The sequence below is a fragment of the Pseudomonas sp. GW704-F2 genome (assembly GCF_059423025.1).
Window position 1 is genome coordinate 324,171 of record NZ_JBWKXO010000002.1, and the last position, 20,423, is coordinate 344,593.

Here is a 20,423-nt window from a genome sequence, read left to right on the forward strand (position 1 = left end):
CTCCAAAAAAAATCAGAAACGGGCGAGGTCGCCGTAGATCCGTTCGATGCGTACCCAGGCGTCGGTGGCCTGGGCGGTCGCCGTGAGGTATTGGCTGCGGGCCGCGATCAAGGTGCGCTGGGCGTCGAGGACGTCGAGGAAGTTGAACTTGCCCATTTCGAAGCCACGGGTGGCGCTGTCCACCGCGCTCTGCGCGGCGGGCAGGATCTGCTGGTTGAACGCGCGCACTTCGGTGTTCGCGGTTTGCCACAGGTCCAGGGCCTGGCGGGTTTCGGTGCGCAGGCGCAGTTCGGCGGCGTTGCGCAGGTCACGGGCCTGGTCGGCGCGGCGGGTGGCCGCGAGCACGTTGCCCTGGTTGCGGTTGAACAGCGGGATCGGCATCGACACGCCCACCAGATTCACGCGCTCGCGCACGCTGGCGTCGTACTGGCTGCCAATCGACACATCGAGGTTGGGGATGCGCTGGGCTTTTTCCAGGCCCACGCTGGCTTCGTTCTGCAGGATTTGCAGTTCGGCCAGGCGCAGCTCGGCGGTCTGCTCAAGACGCGCCAGCAGTTGCGCGGCGGGCGGCAACGTCGCCGGGACGCTGCTTGGCGTGGCGACGGCGGCGAAGTCGGGCGCGGCGCTGCCGGTGCTGGCAGCCAGGCGGCGATAGGCATCGCTGACACCCATCTGGGCGCGGTTGAGTTCCAGGCGGATTTCCGACAACTGCACCTGGGCGCGGGTGGCTTCCACTGGCGACGATTTACCGGCGTTGACGCGGCCATTGGCGATCACCAGGCCGCGCTCGGCCAACGCCAGGGAGCGTTGCGCCAGGTCGAGGCGCTCCTGGGCGCGAAGGGCGCCGTAATAACTGTCGATCACCTCGGCGCGCAAGCCGTTGCGGCGCTGTTCGAGGGTCAGCGCCGCGACGTCCTGGCCGCGCGTGGCCAGCTCGATGCGCGCGCCGCGCTTGCCGCCCAGTTCCAGGGTCTGGCTTAACTTGAGCGTGGTGGTGCGGGTGTCGCGGCGGGTGTCTTCGGCATCCCACGAGGCCACCGGGTTGGGGATCAGCCCCGCCTGCTGGCGGCCGCCGCTGGCGATGTCGATCTCCCATTGCGCGGCGGCCAGGTCGGGGTTGTTGGCGAAGGCGGTTTGCAGGGCGGCGTCGAGGGTCAGGGTTTGAGCGCCGACCCCTTGTGCTGTCGCCAGCAACACGATGATCGAGCACAGTAGAGTTCTTGCACGAGTTGGCATAACGAGAGTTCCAGGCCCATGAAATGGCGGATAAATCCAAGCCGGGGCACTGTAACTTTCGGTACTTATCAGGGCGGTGGGGCGAACATTACAAATCCGTTAGCAAGGCTCAAGCATGGGCGTCTTCGGGCCCGTCACGATGAAAACCCTCGCCCTCGACCTGCAGCGTGACGTGGGAAATATCGAATTGTTCATGCAGCAATTGCGTCACTTGAGCGAGGACCTGCTGTTCGGTGCCCGGCATCGCATCCGCCACCAGATGGCTGCTCAGCACGTTCTTGCCACTGGTGAGCGCCCAGATATGCAGGTCGTGTACGTCCTTCACGCCGGGCACGCCACGCATGGCCTGCTCCACGCTGTCGATATCGACGCCGTCGGGCACGCCTTGCAGCAGCACATTCATGCTGTCCTTGAGCAGCACCCAGGTGCGCGGCAACACCCAGAAACCAATCGCCGCCGCCACCACGGAGTCGACCCAAGCCCAGCCGGTCAACATGATCACGACGGCCGCGATGATCACACCGATAGAGCCGAGCATGTCGCTCCAGACCTCCAGGTACGCGCCTTTGACATTCAGGCTTTCGCCGCTGCCGGCGCCGAGCAGGCGCATGGAGATCAGGTTGACGAGCAGCCCCAGCACGGCGATCACCAGCATGCCGGTCGACTGGATTTCGGCGGGTGCCTGCAGGCGTTGATAGGCCTCATAAAGGATGTAGAACGCCACCGCAAACAGCAGCAAGGCATTGAACGCCGCCGCCAGGATTTCAAAGCGGGCATAGCCGAACGTGCGCTTGCGGTCGGCGGGGCGCTTGGCGATCTGGATCGCCACCAGGGAAATCGCCATGGCCAGGGCATCGGTCATCATGTGCGCGGCATCGGACAACAGCGCCAGGCTGCCGGTGATAAAGGCACCGATCACCTCGGCAATCATGAAACTGCTGGTCAGCCCGAGGGCCATCCACAACTGCCGTTCGTGGCCGGCGCGTACCTGGGCGTGGTTGTGTCCTGCGCTCATGAAACATCCTCGTGGGGTGTGGTTGGATGAATCATAGCGCCCTAGCAGAAGATTCGGATGGGGTCGGCACTTCCTCAGGCCGCCAACGTATGGCGCTTGCTGAACAGCACCACGCTCACCACCCCCACCGCGCCCATCACCACGCAATAACCCACGCAAATCCACGGGCTGGTCGGCATCAGTGCGATCAGCATCAAGGGCGTGGTGCTCGCCCACAGCGCGTAGGCAATGTTGTAGGTGAAGGAAATGCCTGACACCCGCACCGGCGCCGGGAACAGTCCGACCATCACCGACGGCACTGCGCCGACCACGCCGCAGCTCAAGCCTGCCACGGCATATGCCGCGCCGAGCCAGACGCCACCGGCGATCAGGCTGGCGTATAACACCGCGATCCCCAGTGGCAGCAACAGGCTGTAGACCAGCACCGCGCGCCAGGCGCCGATGCGGTCCACCAGCAGGCCGGCGAGTACGCAACCGATGTTCAGGAACACAATGCCCAGCGCGCTCAGGGCGAAGGTGTGGCTGGGCGTCATGCCGAAGGTTTTCTGCATCATGGTCGGGGTGATGACCACCAGCACCACCACGGCGGAGGTAAGCACGCAGGTGAGGATCATCGCCGGCAGCAACACGCGGCGATGGTCGCGCAATACGGTGCGCAGCGGCAGTTCGGCGGCGGCTTGGCGGCGCGCCTGCATGTCGAGGAATACCGGGGTTTCGTTGAGCCAGCGGCGCAGCCACACGCCGATCACGCCGAAGACGCCGCCGAGCAGGAAGGGGAAGCGCCAGGCGTAGTCGAGGATCTCCGCCGGGGTGAAGATTTGCGCCAGCAGCGTGGCGGTCAGTGCGCCGAGCAGGTAGCCGAAGGTCAGGCCGGCCTGCAAAAAGCCCAAGGCGTAACCGCGGTGATGGGGCGGCGCGTGCTCAGCAACAAAGGTCCAGGCGCTGGGCACTTCACCGCCCACCGCCGCACCTTGCAGCACGCGCAGCACCAGCAGGATCAGCGGTGCGAAATAGCCGATTTGCGCGTAGGTCGGCATGATCCCGATCAGCAGGCAGGGCAAGGCCATCATCAGGATGCTCAGGCTGAACACGCGCTTGCGCCCTAGGTGATCGGCGAAGTGCGCCATCAGGATGCCGCCCAGCGGGCGCGCGAGGTAGCCGGTGACGAAGATCCCGAAACTTTGCAGCAGGCGCAGCCACTCGGGCATTTCCGGCGGGAAGAACAGTTGGCTGAGGGTCAGCGCGAAAAACACGAAAATGATGAAGTCGTAGATTTCCAGGGCACCGCCGAGGGCGGCCAGACCCAGGGTTTTGTAGTCGGAGCGGGAAAAACGCTGCGCCTGGGCAAGCGAGGTGGCAGTCATGTTGAGGCTCGGCAGACAAACAAAATGGCGTGCAGGTTATGAGCTGCGCCGGATGATGGCAATCGCGGCGGATATATTTGTTTTCCTCAATGATCGATGAAGATAACTGCATTCCCATATCAATGGCCGTAGCGGAACATGCCGTAAAACTGCCAAAACCATAACAATTACAAGAGGAATGACTCGTGGCCGATGCTATCGAAGAAAGCCGCTATGCCCGATTTGCCCTGCGCTGCTCCAATTTCGCCGAACGCTGGTTTCCCGACTCCTGGGTGTTTGCCGCCCTCGCCGTGATCATTGTCGCCGTGGCGACCCTGGGCATGGGCGCCGCGCCGACCGAAGCCGCCAAGGCGTTTGGCGATGGGTTCTGGAGCCTGATCCCGTTCACCATGCAGATGGCCTTCGTGGTGATCGGCGGTTACGTGGTCGCCAGTTCGCCACCAGCGGTGAAACTGATCGACCGCCTGGCGCGCATCCCGAAGAACGGCCGCTCGGCCGTGGCCTGGGTGGCGTTGATTTCCATGGTTGCCTCGTTGCTCAACTGGGGCCTGTCCCTGGTGTTCGGCGGTTTGCTGGTGCGCGCATTGGCGCGGCGCACGGACTTGCGCATGGACTACCGCGCTGCCGGTGCCGCGGCCTACCTGGGGCTCGGCGCGGTATGGGCGCTCGGGCTGTCGTCGTCGGCCGCGCAGTTGCAGGCCAACCCGGCCAGTCTGCCGCCGTCGATCCTGTCGATCACCGGGGTGATCCCGTTCACCGACACCATCTTCCTGTGGCAATCCGGCGTACTGCTGCTGGCGCTGATCGTGGTCTCGCTGATCATCGCCTACGCCACCGCGCCCGGCCCGAACAGCGCCCGTGACGCCAAGGCCTGCGGGGTCGACCCGGCCTTCAACCTGCCCACGCCGCAGGCCCCGACACGCCCGGGCGAATGGCTGGAACACAGCCCGGTGCTGACGATCCTGCTGGCGGTGCTGGCGGCAGGTTGGTTGTTCCACGAGTTCTCGACCAAACCGGCGATCAGCGCGATTTCCGGGCTGAACACCTATAACTTCCTGTTCATCATGGTCGGTGCGCTGCTGCACTGGCGCCCGCGCAGTTTTCTGGACGCGGTCGCCCGCGCGGTGCCGACCACCACCGGCGTGCTGATCCAGTTCCCGCTGTACGGCTCGATTGCCGCGCTGATGACGGTGGTCAAGGGCGGCGACGGCCAGACCCTGGCTCACCATATCTCGACCTTCTTCACCTCCATGGCCTCCCACGACACCTATGCCCTGTTGATGGGCGTGTACTCGGCGGTGCTGGGTTTCTTCATCCCGTCGGGCGGCGGCAAGTGGATCATCGAAGCGCCCTACGTGATGCAAGTGGCCACTGACCTGCAATACCACCTGGGCTGGGCCGTGCAGATCTACAACGCGGCCGAGGCGCTGCCGAATTTGATCAACCCGTTTTATATGCTGCCGTTGCTGGGCGTGTTGGGGCTGAAGGCGCGGGATCTGATCGGGTTTTCGTTCGTGCAGTTGCTGGTACACGCGCCGTTGGTGTTGTTTTTGTTGTGGGCGTTGGGGACGACGTTGAAGTATTTGCCGCCGGTGATGCCTTAAACGCAGCGGCAAGCTTGAGGTTTGTAGCTCCAGGCTTTCCGCTTAAAGCGTGTAACTTCAAGCTGTCTTCCCTGCGTCACATTCCACTGCTACCGTCCTGGCGAAATATCTTGCAACAAACCGCCAGCAAGGACTCCCGCAATGAGTGACGAGCACGAAGACCGCCCGGCCCCCGATTCCATCGATCAACCGCCGGTAGACACCAGCCGGCGGCGCTTCCTCGGCGGCGCAGCGGTGCTGGGGGTGGGCGCGACCTTGAGTGCCTGCGGCAATCCCGGCGACGCGCCGGGCAAACCGCTGCCTCGGCCGCTCACGCCGCAAGAGTTGGATAAGGCATTACACGACCAAGTGAAAACCGTTGTGGTGATCTACGCCGAAAACCGCAGCTTCAACAACCTGTTTGCCGATTTCCCCGGGCTGGAGAAACCGCTGTCGGCGCTGTCTCCCACCGACTATCAGCAGCGCGACCGCGACGCCAGCGTATTGACCACCCTTCCCCCGGTGTGGGGTGGTGTGTTGCAAGTCGGCTCGCAAAGCGTCGACGGGGTGACCTACCCCAGCGAAGTGCAATTCCAGGAAAACCTGCCCAACGCCCCGTTCGCCCTCAAGGGCCCGAACGCCGAAGACCTGCCCTTGAGCCTGGTCACCCGGGATTTGTGGCACGTGTTCTACCAGAACCAGATGCAGATCAACGGCGGCAAGAACGACAATTTCGTCGCCTGGGCCGATTCCGGCGGCCTGGTGATGGGGCATTATGCCCAGAGCCGTTATTCCCTGCGCCTGTGGGACGTGGCCAAGGAGTTTGTGCTCTGCGATAACTTCTTCCAGGGCGCATTTGGCGGCTCGTTCCTCAACCACCAATACCTGATCAGCGCGACCGCGCCGGTTTATCCGAACGCCGCGCAGTCGGTGGCCAAGGCGCAGATCGCCACGCTGCAAAGCGACGATCCCACCGACCCACGCCTCAAGCCCCTGGACAAATCCCCGGCCAGCGCCATGAGCGGCCCGCCGCAGTTCGGCCCGAGCGCGCTGACCCCGGACGGTTACGCCGTGAACACCCTGGCCCCGCCCTACTGGCCGACCTGGATTCGCGACCCGCAAAACCCGGACTACGCCAAGCCCGACCTGCCCAACGTGCTGGTGCCGCAAACCCACGAACACATCGGCGACAAGCTGTCGAAAAAGAACATCGACTGGGCCTGGTACGCCGGGGCCTGGCAAGCGACGCTGGAACAGTTCAAGGACTCGGGCGGCATTCCGAAGATCCCCAACTTCCAGTATCACCACCAGCCGTTCAACTACTTCAAGCAACAGGGCCCGGAAAACCGCGCGGAGCGTGACAAGCGCCTGCGCGACGCGGGCCTGGGCGATGAGTCGAGCACCAACAAGTTCTTTGCCGACGCGCAGGCGGGCAAGCTGCCCGCCGTAACCTTCTACAAACCCCAGGGCAACCTCAACATGCACGCCGGTTATGCCGACGTGGCCTCGGGTGACCGCCATATCACCCGCGCCCTGAAGGTGCTGCAGGAAAGCCCGCAGTGGAAAAACATGGTGGTGGTGGTGACCGTCGATGAAAACGGCGGCTGGTGGGACCACGTGGCACCGCCCAAGGGCGACCGCTGGGGCCCTGGCACACGGGTTCCGACCCTGGTGGTGTCGCCGTTCGCGCGCAAAGGCACGGTGGACCATACGGTGTACGACACCGCGTCGATCCTGCGCCTGATCACCCGCGTCTTCCAGTTGGAGACACTGGACGGGCTCAAGCGGCGCGACGACGCCATGATCGCCCGCGGCCAGAAACCGATGGGCGACTTGAGCAATGCGTTGCAGTTCGAGGTGTAGGACGGCTTATCCAATAGCGACACGCCCGGCGATTTTGCACGCGGTTTTCCTGGTCAGCCGCTACTGTGTGGAGGTGGGCTTTCACCCCGCGCAGACGGGCTCTCGCTGACAAGGAATCATCTATGTTTAAACCGACCAGGTTGTCCTTCACCTTGGCCGCACTGATCGCGAGTGCGGTCGTACAGGCCGACATCGACGTACCGCTGGGCAGCACGCAACGGGTTACCCAGTTGTTCGCTTACCCCAATAACTGCAACGTGATCTGCTTCCGGCCGTGGACGCTGGAGCAGACCGTCGAGCACTACCTCAACCAGAGCCTGCAGCGCGACGGTTACAGCCGCGCCAAGGTCAGCGTCAGAAAGCATGACGGCCAGGTCGCGGCGACCTTCAGCGGCGTGCCCGACAACTATGGCCAGCCGCTGACGAGCTTGCTCGCTACCGCCGACCTGGCCTACCAGGGCGCGAGCCGGCTCAATAGCGATGGCAAGTGGGCTTACAACTGGTACTTGTTCCTGCCGCTGGGCATGGCCCTGGAAAACCGCAAAAGCATCGAGCTGCTGCACTTTCCGCCGGATTACTCGCTGACCCAGGCCCAGGATTACCTGGAATCGGCCACCACCGACCGCTGGGCCGCCCTGCTCGTCGACAATGGCATTCCGGCCAGCGAAACCCCGGCCTACCAGACCATCATCGACATCGCCCCGATCGCCGCGCCGTCCAACGCCGGGAAAGACCTGGAAAACGTCTACAGCTACTTCACCGACTACCAGACACGCATGGTCAAGGAACTGAGCCTGCCGCCCAAAGGTGCGTTGCCGATGGTCGCGTTCGGCGCACCGGTGCGCAGTTGGATCAAGCAACAATACGGGCAAACCGTGGGTGTGCTGGGCCTGGCGCAAATCAGCCCGATCCCCGGCAAAACCGTCTCGGTCCTGGGCGCCAACCACCCCAGTTACATCTGGTATGCGGCAAGCCCCGACACGTATGACGGTAACGAGCAGAAGGCCGACGAGGCCGGTTTGAAAGTGATGGGCCAGGATTTGAGCGCCGCCTGCTGGCAAGCCGGAATGGGCCAGAAACCGGCGAGCGATGCGAATGTGCTGCTCAAGGCGTGCATGAACACTTGGCAGGTCACGCGTAAAGAACAGACCTGCGAATTGTTCTACACCTCGGTGCGCAACCTGACCCCGGAACAGGCCAACGCCAAATGCGCCACGTCCGCGATCAAAGCCCAGCTCAAACAGCTGAAAGACGCCGCGCCCACCCCGACGATCAGCGCCCCGGCGCTGTAAAAGCGCAAAAAAACGCCGATTTCTACTGTCAAAGTTGACAGTAGAAATCGGCGTTATGTTCAGCGAGTCTTGATCCGGGCCCTTCCGCTGCAAGACTGCCAGTCAGACATCACCCGCAAGTCGATGCAGCCCAACCCAGGAGAGTTATGAAAACTCGCGCCATGGATAAGGCTGTAAACCCTATGAATGACTGCCTTTACCCGTTCAAGACACTGTTCGTCGGGCAGGGCTACCCTTCGTCCAAACACTTCCAGGTCAGCCACGCCAGGGACGGCGCCGGGGCCAGGGTCAAGGCGCGCATCGCCTTTGAGAGTCGCATACGCATTGCCAAGGTCTCCGGCTACGCGGTGAACGAGCGACGCCCGCACACCTTGCAACTGTCGCCGCGCATCCACTTGTACGACTGTTGGTTCTGCGGCCTGCTGCGCCACTCCTGCAACCCGAATGTATTTTTGGACACCACCTACCTGGAGCTCTGGACCGTGCAGCCCATCGCGGCCGGCGCCCTGTTGACCCTGGATTACGCCAGCACCGAGGACGCGCTGTTCCGGCAGTTCGCGTGCCAATGCGGCGAGCTGAACTGCCGGGGCTGGATCACCGGCAGCCAGGAGCCGCTGAACGCCGAAGGGCAGACGTTCATGACCCTGTGGCGCGAGCGCAAGCGCCCTTAGGCTTCACCCAGCGGGCGCAAGCGATACTGCGGCGGCAACTGCTCAAAACCAGTGATGGTGGTGTTCAAGCTCTTCCAGCGGCCATCCTTGATGCCGTAGATGCAACCGTGGATCGACAGGCTCTGCCCCCGGTGCCAGGCGTTTTGCACAATGCTGGTATGACCGACGTTGGCCACCTGCTGAACCACGTTCAATTCGCAGAGGCGGTCGACGCGCTCTTCCTCAGTCGGCAACTTGGCCAGCAGATCGCGGTTTTCGTAGTAGAGGTCGCGAATGGTGCGCAGCCAGCCGTCGATCAGGCCGAACTGACGGTCCTGCATCGACGCCCGCACACCGCCGCAGCCATAGTGGCCGGTGACCAGGATATGTTTGACCTTGAGCACATCGACGGCGTACTGAATCACCGACAGGCAGTTGAGGTCGGTGTGCAGCACCACGTTGGCCACATTACGGTGTACGAACAGATCACCCGGCAGCATGCCGACGATTTCGTTGGCCGGTACGCGGGCGTCGGAACAGCCGATCCACAGGTATTCCGGTGCTTGCTGGCGGGCCAGCTTGGCGAAGAATTCGGGATCTTCCTGTTTGATCGCATCCGCCCAGCGTTCGTTGTTATCAAGCAGCTCTTGTAGTTCGTTCATCAGGGAAAGCCTCAGGAATGATGCGCAGCTTTGACAGACGACCGCCCGTCCGGGTCACGCCCGGAATAAAGATAGACGGCAGGCGATGACTTGAATCTTGGTGCGCCAGGCCTGTCCACACACTATAAGCCCCACAGTATGAGGATTGGCCATGACTGAATCACGACGTCCATACGGCGCTACACAGCCGGAACCGATTGATGACAATGAGGATCGCATGGGCTCGGTGCGCGAGCTGGACTTTGACGATCAAGAGCCGAAGGCGGGAATCGGCGATGAACTGCCGCTTGTCGAGCGCAAACGCCGGATGCGCGACGAACGGGTGGGCGAGGCCGAGACGACCGATGACGAGATGAGCCCGGAGAACCTGATCCGCGAGGACGGCGCACGGGATGCACAGGAAGAAGGCGAAGGCGAACAGGCCGATTGGGACCTGAGCATCGTCGACGAGGATGAAATTGGCGGCGGCAATGGCTTGGATGAAGCCGAACTGGCCGAGCGCGAGCCTGTCAACGGCAACCGCTGACACACCGTAGATCCAAATGTGGGAGGGGGCTTGCCCCCGATAGCACACTGTCAACAATACATGTGTTGACTGACACACTGCCATCGGGGGCAAGCCCCCTCCCACATGGGTTGCGTGTTCAGTCGACCAGGGTGCAGGCCATCACGACCGCATCTTCGCGACCGCCGACGGCTGGGTAGTAATCGCGCCGACGGCCGATTTCATTGAAGCCATAGCGTTCATACAGCCGGAACGCGCCAGCGTTGCTGTCACGCACTTCGAGGAAACATTCCCGTGCGCTGGCGGCATAGGCGCGGGACATCAGGTGCTCGAGCAGCGCCAGGCCGAGGCCGCGGCCCTGGTTTTCCGGTTTGACGGTGATGTTCAGCAAATGCGCTTCATCAAGGATGATCTGCACCACCCCGTGGCCCACTTGCTGCTCACCTTCGAACATCAGCCAGATCTGGTACTTGCCCAGCCCGTCGAGAAAGATCCCGCGGGTCCAGGGGTGGCTGTATGCCGCATATTCGATTTTCAGCACGGCGTCGAGGTCGGCCTCGGTCATCGGGCGGAAGGATAAAGCCTCACTCATCGATTGTTTTCCAGCGCGCCATCAGCCGGCGCATGGCTTGCCAGACATCAGCCTTACGCTGTGGCTCTTCCATTAATAATTCCAGGCCCGGCAGGGCCCATACCGAGCCCAGGCCTTCGACCTGCAGCTCGCGGTACCAGACTTCGGCATCGGCTTCGCCTGCAAACCGCACGGCGGGCAGGCCGATCAGCCACAGGCACACGCAGGGTTCGTCTTCCAGGCGTGCCGACACAAAACCTTGCACAAAATCCCGCGCGGCGTCCGGGCCCTGGTCCATGGTGCCGCGCACCAGCAACGGCCAGCGCACCGGGTCGCCGACGATTTGCGGGCTGTCGGGCAGGCCGGCAGCGCGCAGCATGTCCTTGAGCAGCATGTAGGCCGGGTCGCGGGTCTGGAAGCGCTCGCCGGTAGGCAGTTCGACCAGCAACAGGCAACGCCCGGCCCGCAGCAATTGCAGGGCAAACCGCGGCGGTGGGACGACAGGCGCCTTGACCACCGGGGCCGCCTCTTCAGCCACCGCCGGCTTGGCCATCGGCGACGGGCGTGGCACCTCGACCTTGGCGCGTTCGACCACCGGCCGCGTCGGCGGCTCAGGCTTGACCACCGCCACGGGCGCAGCCGCCTCCTCGCCCGACGTTTCCAATCCGTCATCGGGCTCGAGCGCCTGCAGCAGCTCGGGCCGCGACGGGGCGGCAAACGGCAGTTCGGTGCGGGGCAGCCAGTTGACCACCTGCATGGCGGTCAAGTAAGCGCGACGTCGGGACTCGATAAGCACAGCTCGGCCACTTGTGGATAAGTAAAGAGCGGGGATTCTACCGCTGTTCGGTAACAATCGCCCACTGCGCACTGACCGGCTGTGGATAAATCCCGCGCCTGATGCAGTACAATCGCGACTTTTAATCGCCAACCAGCCGGCCATTCCCATGATCGAACCCAAGCGCGTCCTGCGCGCCCTCGCCGAACACTGGGCCTTACTTGAGCCACTGTGCGAACACTTCGACCAAGGCACCCTGAGCCTCGGCGAGCTGCGCGCACAACTGGCCGCCCAACAACTGGACAGCACGCCCCAGGACATCACCAGCCTGCTGGACGTGTGGATTCGCCTGGATATCCTGGTGCCTGTCGCCAAGAGCCCGAACCGTTTCGAGCTCAATGCGCAGATCCACGACTTCCTCGCCTATCTTCGCAAGGAGCACCGGCTTGGCCTGTGCCTGGAAATCGAAGCCTACCTGCGCCACCTCGAGCGCCTGGCCGGGTATATCCAGGACGCCTTCGACATCCGTGACGGCCACGACCTGGCCCGGCAACTGCGCCTGCTCGACATGCGCGTGCGCGACGTGCTGAAAAAACTCGCCAACGACGAACAAGCCCTCGCCGCCGTGGCCGACCGCGCCAAGACCAGCGACCGGCAGATCCCGTTGCGTCAGCGCTACGCCGAAGTGCTGGCGACCTGGGACGAATACGTCGAACCGATGATCCAACTGGTGAACGCCGACGGCGCCTTCGAACAAGGCGTGCGCAAGGTCGAAAACGTGCTGCTGCGCCTGCTCACCGAGCAGCAGCGCCTCGGCCATCTGGTCGACGACGACATGCTGTTGCGCACCCACGCGCGCATCCTCGAAATGCAGACCAGCGCCCAGTTGACCCTGCGTCACGCCCGCGAGCTGCTGCTGCCGCTGCGTGAAGAAGCGCGTCGGCACAACGCCGTGACCCGTGGCGCCGCGCTGGCGCTGTCGGCCATTCGCCGTAAAGGCCTGGACGCGGTGCCGCAGGCCGCGATGCCGATGTTCACCCGGCCGCAAAGCACCTTCCTCGGCAGTGCGAGCCAGGTCGAGGCCTACGTGTACGCCCTGGCGAACTTCGAGCCGAAACCGGCGCGCTTCCCCAAGGCGCACAAGTCTCATAAAGGCGAAGCCCAGCGCGCACCGCGCACGGTCAAGGAAATGCTCGAACGCTGCGAAGACGCGCTGCCGATGCCGGACCTGATGACCTGGCTGCTGGAACAGGAACCGGACGGCGCCACCGACGAATTGCTCTACTGGTTCTCGCGCCTGTCCCGCGAAAAACGCTTCAAGCGCGAGCGCCTGGAACGCCGCGATTACCACACACACGAGCATCAGGTCAGCCTGCGCTCATTCGCCCTGCTCCCGGCCACGCCCGACGCCGCCGAGAATTCTGCGAGCACCCCTTATGCATCTTGATCTATCCGAACTGTCCCAGCTGGCGCCGATCTTTCGCGAGCTGTTCAAGGGTTACCACGTCAGCCGCCGCGACCCGGAGCTGTACGCGCAACTGTCGAATTTCCAGGACCAGTACCGCACGCTGTTCAAGGCCCTGGGCTTTGAACTGGTGTGCGATACCCGTGGTTTCTATTACTTCGTGCCGGATTCGGCCATCGCCAGCGCGCAGGTGAACAAGACCGCGCAGCGCCTGGCGCTGTTCACCTTTATCATCGTCGAGCACCTGGCCGACCAGGGCCGCGACCCGATTGCCGTGCTCGACGGCGGCAGCCTCGGCCGCGATGAACTGCCGTCGCTGCTGGAAAAATACCGCGACCTGTTTATCCAGGCCGAAGTGCAAACCCAGGAAGAGCTCGAAGAGAAAATCATGCGCCGCATGACCCAACTGGGTTTTGCCAGCGAAGAAAACGGCATCTATCGCTTCCTGCCGCCGATGCACCGCTTCCTCGATGTGTGCCTGTCGGTGCAACAGGACCGCGACCTCGCGGCCAGCATCCACAGCGTGCTGCCATTGCCGACACCGGTGATCATCGACGAAGACAGCGATGAAAAACTGCTGAAGACCGATGACCCGCTGGACTTGAGCGACTTTGCCGACGAAAGCGAAGAAGACGCCCTGGCCCGCGCCATTGCCGAAGAACAGGAGACCGACGCATGAGCAAGGAACGCTACGGCATCCGCCGCTTCGCCCTATTGAATACCGCCGGCTACAGCCTCGGTTTGTTCCCGCTCGAAGAGCCGCTGTCGGTGTACGGCGCGAACAACCTGGGTAAATCCGCATCGATCAACGCCTTGCAGTTCCCGATCCTGGCGCGCATGTCGGACATGAGTTTCGGCAAGTACACGCTGGAACAATCGCGGCGCTTCTACTTCGCCACCGACACCAGCTACATCCTCGTGGAAGTCTCCCTGCCCCACGGCCCGCATGTGATCGGCGTGGTCGGGCGCGGCCCGGGCGGTGGTTTCGGTCACCAGTTCTTTGCCTACGCCGGCAAGCTCGACCTGGCCCACTACCAGAAAAACGACACCTGCCTGCGCCAGAAAGAGCTGTTCACCAACCTGGAGCGCGAGGGCCTGAAAGCCTACGAACTCAAGCCCGATGAACTACGTCGTTTGCTGGTCGGCGGCCACACGTCGATCCCGCTGGACCTGACGCTGATCCCGCTGCGTTCCACCAGCGAACAGAGCCTGAAGACCTTCCGCGCGCTGTTTATCAACCTGCTGCACATGCGCGAAATCACCGCAGCCAAGCTCAAGCAATTGTTCCTCGATGCGTTCGAGCACAGCCTGCGCTCCGGCAGTGTCGATTACATCGCCGCGTGTGAAGAAGCCTTCCGCGACGTGCGACGCATGGAGCAGGACTACAACTCCCTGGTCGCCGCCGGCCCGCTGGTCGAGGCCCTGGCCAATGGCGTGAAACAACGCGACATCCTGCGCGGCAAATTGCATCGCCTGTCGCCGCTGTTGGACTCGCTGCTGGGCACCTGGTCGGACTACGCCAGTGCGCGCAAGGAAGAGCTGACCATCCAGGCCGAGCACTACCGCAACGAGCAGGACGCGCTGCAGCACGACCAACGTGGCGGTACCCAGGAGCTGATGCGCCTGGAGCGCGAAATCAGCGGTATCCAGCGTTGGCTGGGCGAGCTGTCGGTGCTCAAGCATCGCTTTGCGCTGGTCGATGATGTCAGGGTGCTGGAACAGCAACTGCTGGCAGCCAAGGATGCCCACGATGAACTCGCCGGCGCCCTGGCGCAGTCGCGGCAGTTCAGCGCCGAGGACTTGGACGAGCGCCTGCGCGAGCTGGAAAAACGCCTGAAGTCGGTCAAGCAACAGCTCGATCACGCAGACAACAACAGCTACGCCAAGCTGCGCGAAGAATTCTCACAGCAAGATGTCGAGCGTCTGATGCGTCTGTTCAACAGTTCGCTGTTCAGCCTGCCGCTGGGTGAACATGGCATCACGCTGGATGAGGACGGCCAGTGGGTCAAATCCCTGGAGCTGATCCTCGATGGTTTCAAGGGTGAGCGCTTTGAAGTGCCGGGGCTGTCGATCGACATCTCCCACATCGAGCCGCCCGCCTTGCAGGCCTTGGCGGATCGTGCGGCGTTGCGCGACCAGAAAGAGCGTCTGGAAAAAGAACTCAAGCAACTCAAGACGCAGCAGGCGGTGGCCTCTGACCGCGCCGCGAGCAAAACCCAGACCGAAGCGCTGTACCAGCAAGTGCTGGATGCGCAAAAGGCCCTGGAAGATTTCCGCCGTGCGCAAACCCTGAGCGCCGAAGAAGGCGAGAAGCTGGAACAGCTGGCGCAGATGGAAGCCGCCCAGGATGAATTGAAACGCTCCAGCGATGCGTTCACCGAACGTGTCCAGCAACTGTCGGCCAAGCTGCAACTGGTCGGTCGCCAGATCGGCGATATGGAAGCCAAGCAACGCACCCTGGATGACGCTTTGCGCCGTCGCCAGTTGCTGCCAGCGGACTTGCCGTTCGGCACGCCGTTCATGGACCCGGTCGACGACTCCATGGACAACCTGCTGCCGCTGCTCAATGACTATCAGGACAGCTGGCAAGGCTTGCTGCGCGCTGATGGCCAGATCGAAGCGCTGTACGCCCAGGTTCGCCTCAAGGGCGTGGCCAAGTTCGACAGCGAGGATGACGTGGAGCGGCGCCTGCAACTGCTGATCAACGCCTATGCTCACCGTACCGACGAAGCCCTGACCCTGGGCAAGGCACGGCGTGCGGCGGTCACCGATATCGCGCGGACCTTGCGCAATATCCGCAGCGACTACGACAGCCTGGAACACCAACTGGCCTTGTTCAACCGCGAGATCAACAAGCGCCAGGTGTCGAACCTGCAGAGTTTCCGCATCGTGCTGGCACCGAACAAGGAAGCGCTCAAGCATATCGACCAGATCATCCACAGCGCCGGTCAGTACGAAGAAGGCGAAACCCTGTCGGTGTTCGACTTGAGCCAGAGCGCCGAGCAGGACAACAAGAACGAAGAGGCCAAGGAATACCTGGCGCGCCTGGTGGCGGCCAACCACAACCAGTTGGGCCTCAAGGACTTGTTCGAACTGGCGTTCGAGATCACCAAGGTGCATGGCCAGCCGGTGATTCACACCGACATCGATGGCGCGGCGTCCAACGGCACCACCATGACCATCAAGGCGCTGACCAACATGTATTTGTTGCTGCACTTGATGGACCGCGACCAGGCCGGGCGCGTGCGCTTACCGTACTACCTCGACGAAGCGGCCGACATCGATGAGAAGAACCAGGCGGCGCTGTTGGAAACCAGCCTGCAACTGGGCTTCGTGCCGATCCTGGCGAGCGTGAAGCCGCAGGTGTCGGCCCAGGTGGCGATCGACCTGGAAGGCGGCAGCGGGCCGAACGGGATCTACATCGATGAGGCGGACTGGAAGTACATCCGGCGCCATGATGCGGTGAAGGCAACGGTGACGGTGCAGGCGGATGAGCCGGAGTTGGATGAGGTCTGACGTTCGGCGGTGAAATGCCAAAAGGCCGCGATCTTATGGATCGCGGCCTTTTTTGTGGGCTGGGGTTTGGTGGTGTTTTTGAGGGCCTCATCGCGGGCAAGCCCCCTCCCACAGGTGAGCGCATTCCTACAGGATAAACGCGGTCACTTGTGGGAGGGGGCTTGCCCGCGATAGCCGCGCCTCGGCCTACTTGCCCAGCGGAATCTTAGGCGCCCAGGTCAGCCACTCATCCTCAAACTTGTCGAACAGCGGGAAGGTTTGCTGCGGCCGCGCGGCGCTGCCCATGCGTTCGCCATCGGGCGTGGCGAAGGCGATGCCGCCGGCAACCAGGGTTTCCAGGGATTCGGTGCGTACCGTCGCACCTTTGAACAGGCCGAAGTCGAGACCGAAGCCGCTGCTGTTCCAGAAGCGGCTGCCGCTGCGCACCAACGCCGCGTACTTGGGCTCGATCAGGATGTGGATCAGCACGCGGTCGGCGGTCTGGCCCAATTCGTAGCCGGTGACTTTGCCCACGGTGACTTCGCGGTAAGTGACGGGCACGCCTTCTTTGAGCGAACCACGGCGTGCGGCACTCAGTACCAGGCTCAGGCCAGCCTCCTGGTGGACGGCTTCGGGCGGCTGGTCCAACGCGACGAAGCTCTTCTGCGGCCCGGCGTTTTTCAGCGCGGGCAGCACTTCGATGTATTGGCCGGTGACCAGGGTTTCCAGGTTCGAGGTTTTCATCAGGCCCAGTTCCGGCTTGACCACCCAGAACTGGCTGCCGACGCGTGCGATGCGATCCACGACCTGGGTGATGCGCGCACCGAGCAGCACCGATTGCAGATCGGCGCTGAGGTCGACGCTCTCGATCTTACCGACGTCCAGGCCTTTGAAACGCACCGGGGTGCCGGGGCGCAGGCCGTCGGCGCGGTCGACTTTGATAGTCACCAGGGTGCCACTCTGATTGGCCGTTTCACGATCGGCGAACAGGCGGAAACGTGGGATACGTTTTTTCAGCGGCACGTTCGGTTCCGGCGTTTCAAAGGCGATACCGCCGGACATCAGGCTGGCCAGGGATTCGCTTTTCACCTGGATACCGCCGGTGAGGCCGCCGGTCAGTGTCACGCCGCTGGCGTTCCAGAAACGCGTCGAACCATTGACCAGGTTGGCGTACTCCTTCTCGATATGGACACCGATCACCAGTTGCTTGTTTTTGCGCGAGAACTGGTAGCTCTGCACCGAGCCGACCTTGACCTGCTTGTAGAGGATCGGGCTGCCGACATCCAGTGAGCCGAGGCTGTCGGTGAACAGCACCATGTGCAGGCCAGGGGAACGCAGGTCCAAGGGCGGCGCCTTGGCCCGAGCCACGTATTCCCGTTGAGGTGGCGTGCCTTTGTCACCGGGACGAATCGCGATGTAGTTACCTTTGACCAACGCCTCGAGCCCAGTGATACCGGCCAGGGAAATCGACGGCTTGACCACCCAGAACTGGGTGTCCTGTACCAGGTAGTCTTCGGCCAATGGGTCGAGGGTCAGTTCGGCGTTGGCGCTGGACAGGTCCGGGTCGATCTTCAGGGTTTTCAGGCTGCCGACCTGGATGCCTTTGTACATCACTGGGGTGCGCCCGGCCTGCAGGCCTTCGAAGTCGGTGAGTTTGACCTTGACCTTGATGCCGGCGGCGGCGGCGTCGAAGTCTTCATACAGGCGAAAGGGCAGGCTCGGGTCGGTCGGCGGGCTGTCCTTGCGATTCTCCGGGGTGGCGAAGGCGATACCGCCGGCGACGATGCTGGAGAGCGATTCGCTGCGCACCTTCACGCCGGAGAGGTTGGCGTCGATGCTGATGCCGCTGGCGTTCCAGAAACGCGTGTGTTTGCGCACCAGGCTGGCGTAGGTCGGTTCGATGTAGACCTTGATCTCGACGGTGCTCTGGTCCTCGGACAACAGGTAGCTTTTGACCTGGCCGACCTGGATCTGCTTGTAGAACACCGGGCTGCCGCGGTTGAGCGAGCCAAGGCGGTCGGCCTTGATGGTCAGGTGCAGGCCTGGCTTGGCGTCGGACAAGGGCGGTTCTTCGGACAGCGCCTTGAATTTGCGCGTGGGCTCACCGTCGCCGGGGCTGGCGGCGATGTAATTCCCCGACACGAGGGTCTCCAGGCCGGTGATGCCGGCGAGGCTGACGCTGGGTTTGACCAGCCAGAAGCGCGTGTTGGTCTTGAGGTATTGCTCGACGTCCTTGTTCATCTCGATGGTGGCAATCACCCCGCGATTGTTGCCTTCGTCGTCCAGGGCCAGGGTCTTGACCTTGCCCACGGGCATGCCTTTGTAGACGACTTCGGTCTTGTTGACCTGGATGCCTTCGCCGCTTTCGAAGCGTACCTGGATCTCGATGCCTTGCTGAGAATAGGCACGCCAGCCCAACCAACCGCCGATGATCAGAGCGATCAGGGGCAGTACCCAAATAGCCGACCAGTTGGAGGCCGGGCGGGTTTTAGCTTTAGGCAAATCACTCATGGTCGTCGTCCGACTCCGTGTTATCCCAAATCAGTCGGGGATCAAAAGTTACTGCGGCAAGCATCGTCAGGATCACCACACTGGCGAACGCCGCCGCGCCGAGGTTGGCCTCGACACTGGCAAGCCGTCCAAAGTTTACAACCGCCACCAGGATGGCGATCACGAAGATATCCAGCATGGACCAGCGTCCAATGAATTCGATAAAGCGGTACATGATAATCCGTTGTTGCGCGGACAGCGGTTGGTGACGCTGCACCGAGAACAGTAGCAGACCAATACCTACAAGCTTGAACGTCGGCACCAGGATGCTGGCGATGAACACCACGGCGGCGATGGGGAACATGCCGTGCTGCACCAGTTGGATCACGCCGGACATGATGGTACTGGGATCGCCCTGGCCGAGGGAATTGATGGTCATAATCGGTAACAGGTTGGCCGGGATATAGAGAATCGCAGCGGTGATCAGCAAGGCCCAGGTGCGCGTCAGGCTGTTGGGGCGACGGGCATGGACCAGCGCACCGCAACGGGTGCAGGTTTGCTCGTCGGTGTCCGGTTCTTGCTTGTTCAATTCGTGGCATTCGGTACAAATCAGAATGCCTGCATCAATCGCCCGCATGATCATCCTCTCCTGACAGTGCTTGCCAGATCTGGTGGGGCGACATCACCACCTCAAGCAGAACCTGAACCATTAATAGGCTGACGAAGCAGACCAGACCCAGGCCAATCGTGATGGAGGCCATGTCGGCGAGCTTTACGATCGCCACCAGGACGCCCATCAGGTACACCTCCAACATCCCCCAATCTCTTAGGTGATGGTAAATGCGGTAGAGCAGCAGCCCGTAACTGCGACCGATGTTCCAGCGGATGCTGAGCAACACCGCCAATTGGCAGAGCAACTTGAGCAGGGGAATACCCATGCTGCACAGGAACACGACGGCGGCGACGCCACGCATGCCGGTGTCGAACAGGCCGACGACGCCGGTCCACACGGTGTCCTCCGAGGACTGCCCGAGTAGATTGAGCTGCATGATGGGCAAAAAGTTCGCGGGGATATACAGCAATAGCGCTGCCAAGACTAAGGCGAGGCTTCGTTCGACGACGTTGTGGCGATGCGCGTACAGCTCGTAACCGCAGCGCGGGCACTGGGCTTTTTCGCCGAGGGCGAGCACAGGTTTGCGCATCAATAAATCGCACTCATGACATGCCACCAGGTCGTCCAGGGGTAAATCCGACACCTTGGGGGCATCAACCGGATCGGGCATAGATAGGGCTCGGACGCTAAAAAAAGGTTAGGTACCTATTCTAGTGGTCTGGTTCAGAAATAACTGCGCAATTTTATCGAGTACCGAGGGGGGCGAGCCACTTGACCCTTTCCGACCGCCCAAAACAAAACCCCTGTCTGCATAAGCAAACAGGGGTTCTGGAATTTAATCTTG

17 protein-coding genes are annotated in these 20,423 nt (G+C 62.5%); 8 read left to right on the forward strand and 9 right to left on the reverse strand.

Annotated elements, in window-relative coordinates; translation table 11 throughout:
• Positions 1–12: 12 nt before the first annotated feature.
• The 3 genes from AC07W0_RS03375 to AC07W0_RS03385 all read right to left on the reverse strand — a co-directional run bounded on the left by AC07W0_RS03375 (position 13) and on the right by AC07W0_RS03385 (position 3,615).
• Positions 13–1,236: a TolC family protein gene (locus tag AC07W0_RS03375; RefSeq protein WP_146013181.1), complete on the reverse strand. Its 1,224-nt coding sequence runs from the start codon at positions 1,234–1,236 to the stop codon at positions 13–15.
• A 109-nt stretch (positions 1,237–1,345) separates the two neighbouring features.
• Positions 1,346–2,251 carry a cation diffusion facilitator family transporter gene (locus AC07W0_RS03380; protein ID WP_102618036.1) on the reverse strand — a complete coding sequence of 302 codons (906 nt, stop codon included), beginning with the start codon at positions 2,249–2,251 and terminating at the stop codon, positions 1,346–1,348.
• A 74-nt stretch (positions 2,252–2,325) separates the two neighbouring features.
• Positions 2,326–3,615 carry an MFS transporter gene (locus tag AC07W0_RS03385; RefSeq protein WP_046487479.1) on the reverse strand — a complete coding sequence of 430 codons (1,290 nt, stop codon included), beginning with the start codon at positions 3,613–3,615 and terminating at the stop codon, positions 2,326–2,328.
• Positions 3,616–3,800: 185 nt separating this feature from the next.
• On the opposite strand from AC07W0_RS03385, the gene AC07W0_RS03390 reads away from it, so the two are divergent.
• The 4 genes from AC07W0_RS03390 (at position 3,801) to AC07W0_RS03405 (ending at position 9,024) form a co-directional block, all read left to right on the forward strand.
• On the forward strand, positions 3,801–5,219 hold the full coding sequence (locus AC07W0_RS03390) for a short-chain fatty acid transporter (protein WP_102618035.1): 1,419 nt from the start codon (positions 3,801–3,803) through the stop codon (positions 5,217–5,219).
• Positions 5,220–5,360: 141 nt separating this feature from the next.
• Entirely contained in the window at positions 5,361–7,061 is a 1,701-nt protein-coding gene (locus AC07W0_RS03395) for an acid phosphatase (RefSeq protein WP_102618034.1), read from the forward strand.
• A 122-nt stretch (positions 7,062–7,183) separates the two neighbouring features.
• A complete protein-coding gene (locus AC07W0_RS03400) occupies positions 7,184–8,353 on the forward strand; it encodes a hypothetical protein (RefSeq protein ID WP_046384822.1) in 1,170 nt (389 codons plus the stop codon).
• A gap of 146 nt (positions 8,354–8,499) precedes the next feature.
• The gene (locus tag AC07W0_RS03405) at positions 8,500–9,024 is read left to right on the forward strand and encodes an SET domain-containing protein (protein ID WP_102618033.1); all 525 of its coding nucleotides are present in this window, start codon (positions 8,500–8,502) and stop codon (positions 9,022–9,024) included.
• Here AC07W0_RS03405 and can read toward each other — a convergent pair.
• Positions 9,021–9,665, reverse strand: a complete 645-nt coding sequence (gene can / locus AC07W0_RS03410; RefSeq protein WP_017844507.1) for a carbonate dehydratase — start codon at positions 9,663–9,665, stop codon at positions 9,021–9,023. The genes AC07W0_RS03405 and can overlap by 4 nt on opposite strands.
• 151 nt (positions 9,666–9,816) lie before the next feature.
• Here can and AC07W0_RS03415 point away from each other — a divergent pair, with 151 nt between their 5' ends.
• Positions 9,817–10,191, forward strand: coding sequence for a serine kinase/phosphatase (locus AC07W0_RS03415; protein ID WP_102618032.1), 375 nt, complete (start codon positions 9,817–9,819; stop codon positions 10,189–10,191).
• A 118-nt stretch (positions 10,192–10,309) separates the two neighbouring features.
• On the opposite strand, the gene rimI is transcribed toward AC07W0_RS03415, so the two are convergent.
• Both rimI and AC07W0_RS03425 read right to left on the reverse strand, forming a co-directional pair.
• On the reverse strand, positions 10,310–10,762 hold the full coding sequence (rimI, locus tag AC07W0_RS03420) for a ribosomal protein S18-alanine N-acetyltransferase (RefSeq protein WP_046384825.1): 453 nt from the start codon (positions 10,760–10,762) through the stop codon (positions 10,310–10,312).
• Complete coding sequence (locus tag AC07W0_RS03425; protein WP_017844510.1) at positions 10,755–11,498, reverse strand: hypothetical protein; 744 nt, start codon at positions 11,496–11,498, stop codon at positions 10,755–10,757. Before AC07W0_RS03425 ends, rimI begins: the two co-directional genes overlap by 8 nt.
• 187 nt (positions 11,499–11,685) lie before the next feature.
• Here AC07W0_RS03425 and mksB point away from each other — a divergent pair, with 187 nt between their 5' ends.
• Genes mksB through mksF form a run of 3 tightly spaced genes read left to right on the forward strand, consistent with a single transcriptional unit; the run spans position 11,686 to position 16,497 of the window.
• Positions 11,686–12,963 carry an Mks condensin complex protein MksB gene (gene mksB / locus AC07W0_RS03430; protein WP_017844511.1) on the forward strand — a complete coding sequence of 426 codons (1,278 nt, stop codon included), beginning with the start codon at positions 11,686–11,688 and terminating at the stop codon, positions 12,961–12,963.
• Entirely contained in the window at positions 12,953–13,660 is a 708-nt protein-coding gene (gene mksE, locus AC07W0_RS03435) for an Mks condensin complex protein MksE (RefSeq protein ID WP_017844512.1), read from the forward strand. The genes mksB and mksE overlap by 11 nt, the downstream gene beginning before the upstream one ends.
• Complete coding sequence (mksF, locus tag AC07W0_RS03440) at positions 13,657–16,497, forward strand: Mks condensin complex protein MksF (protein WP_017844513.1); 2,841 nt, start codon at positions 13,657–13,659, stop codon at positions 16,495–16,497. Before mksE ends, mksF begins: the two co-directional genes overlap by 4 nt.
• A gap of 186 nt (positions 16,498–16,683) precedes the next feature.
• On the opposite strand, the gene AC07W0_RS03445 is transcribed toward mksF, so the two are convergent.
• The 3 genes from AC07W0_RS03445 to AC07W0_RS03455 are packed head-to-tail and all read right to left on the reverse strand — an operon-like array spanning position 16,684 to position 20,249.
• Positions 16,684–18,987, reverse strand: a complete 2,304-nt coding sequence (locus AC07W0_RS03445; protein WP_046487496.1) for a PqiB family protein — start codon at positions 18,985–18,987, stop codon at positions 16,684–16,686.
• The gene (locus tag AC07W0_RS03450; RefSeq protein ID WP_017844515.1) at positions 18,980–19,603 is read right to left on the reverse strand and encodes a paraquat-inducible protein A; all 624 of its coding nucleotides are present in this window, start codon (positions 19,601–19,603) and stop codon (positions 18,980–18,982) included. Before AC07W0_RS03450 ends, AC07W0_RS03445 begins: the two co-directional genes overlap by 8 nt.
• On the reverse strand, positions 19,590–20,249 hold the full coding sequence (locus AC07W0_RS03455) for a paraquat-inducible protein A (protein WP_017844516.1): 660 nt from the start codon (positions 20,247–20,249) through the stop codon (positions 19,590–19,592). Before AC07W0_RS03455 ends, AC07W0_RS03450 begins: the two co-directional genes overlap by 14 nt.
• Positions 20,250–20,423 lie beyond the last annotated feature (174 nt).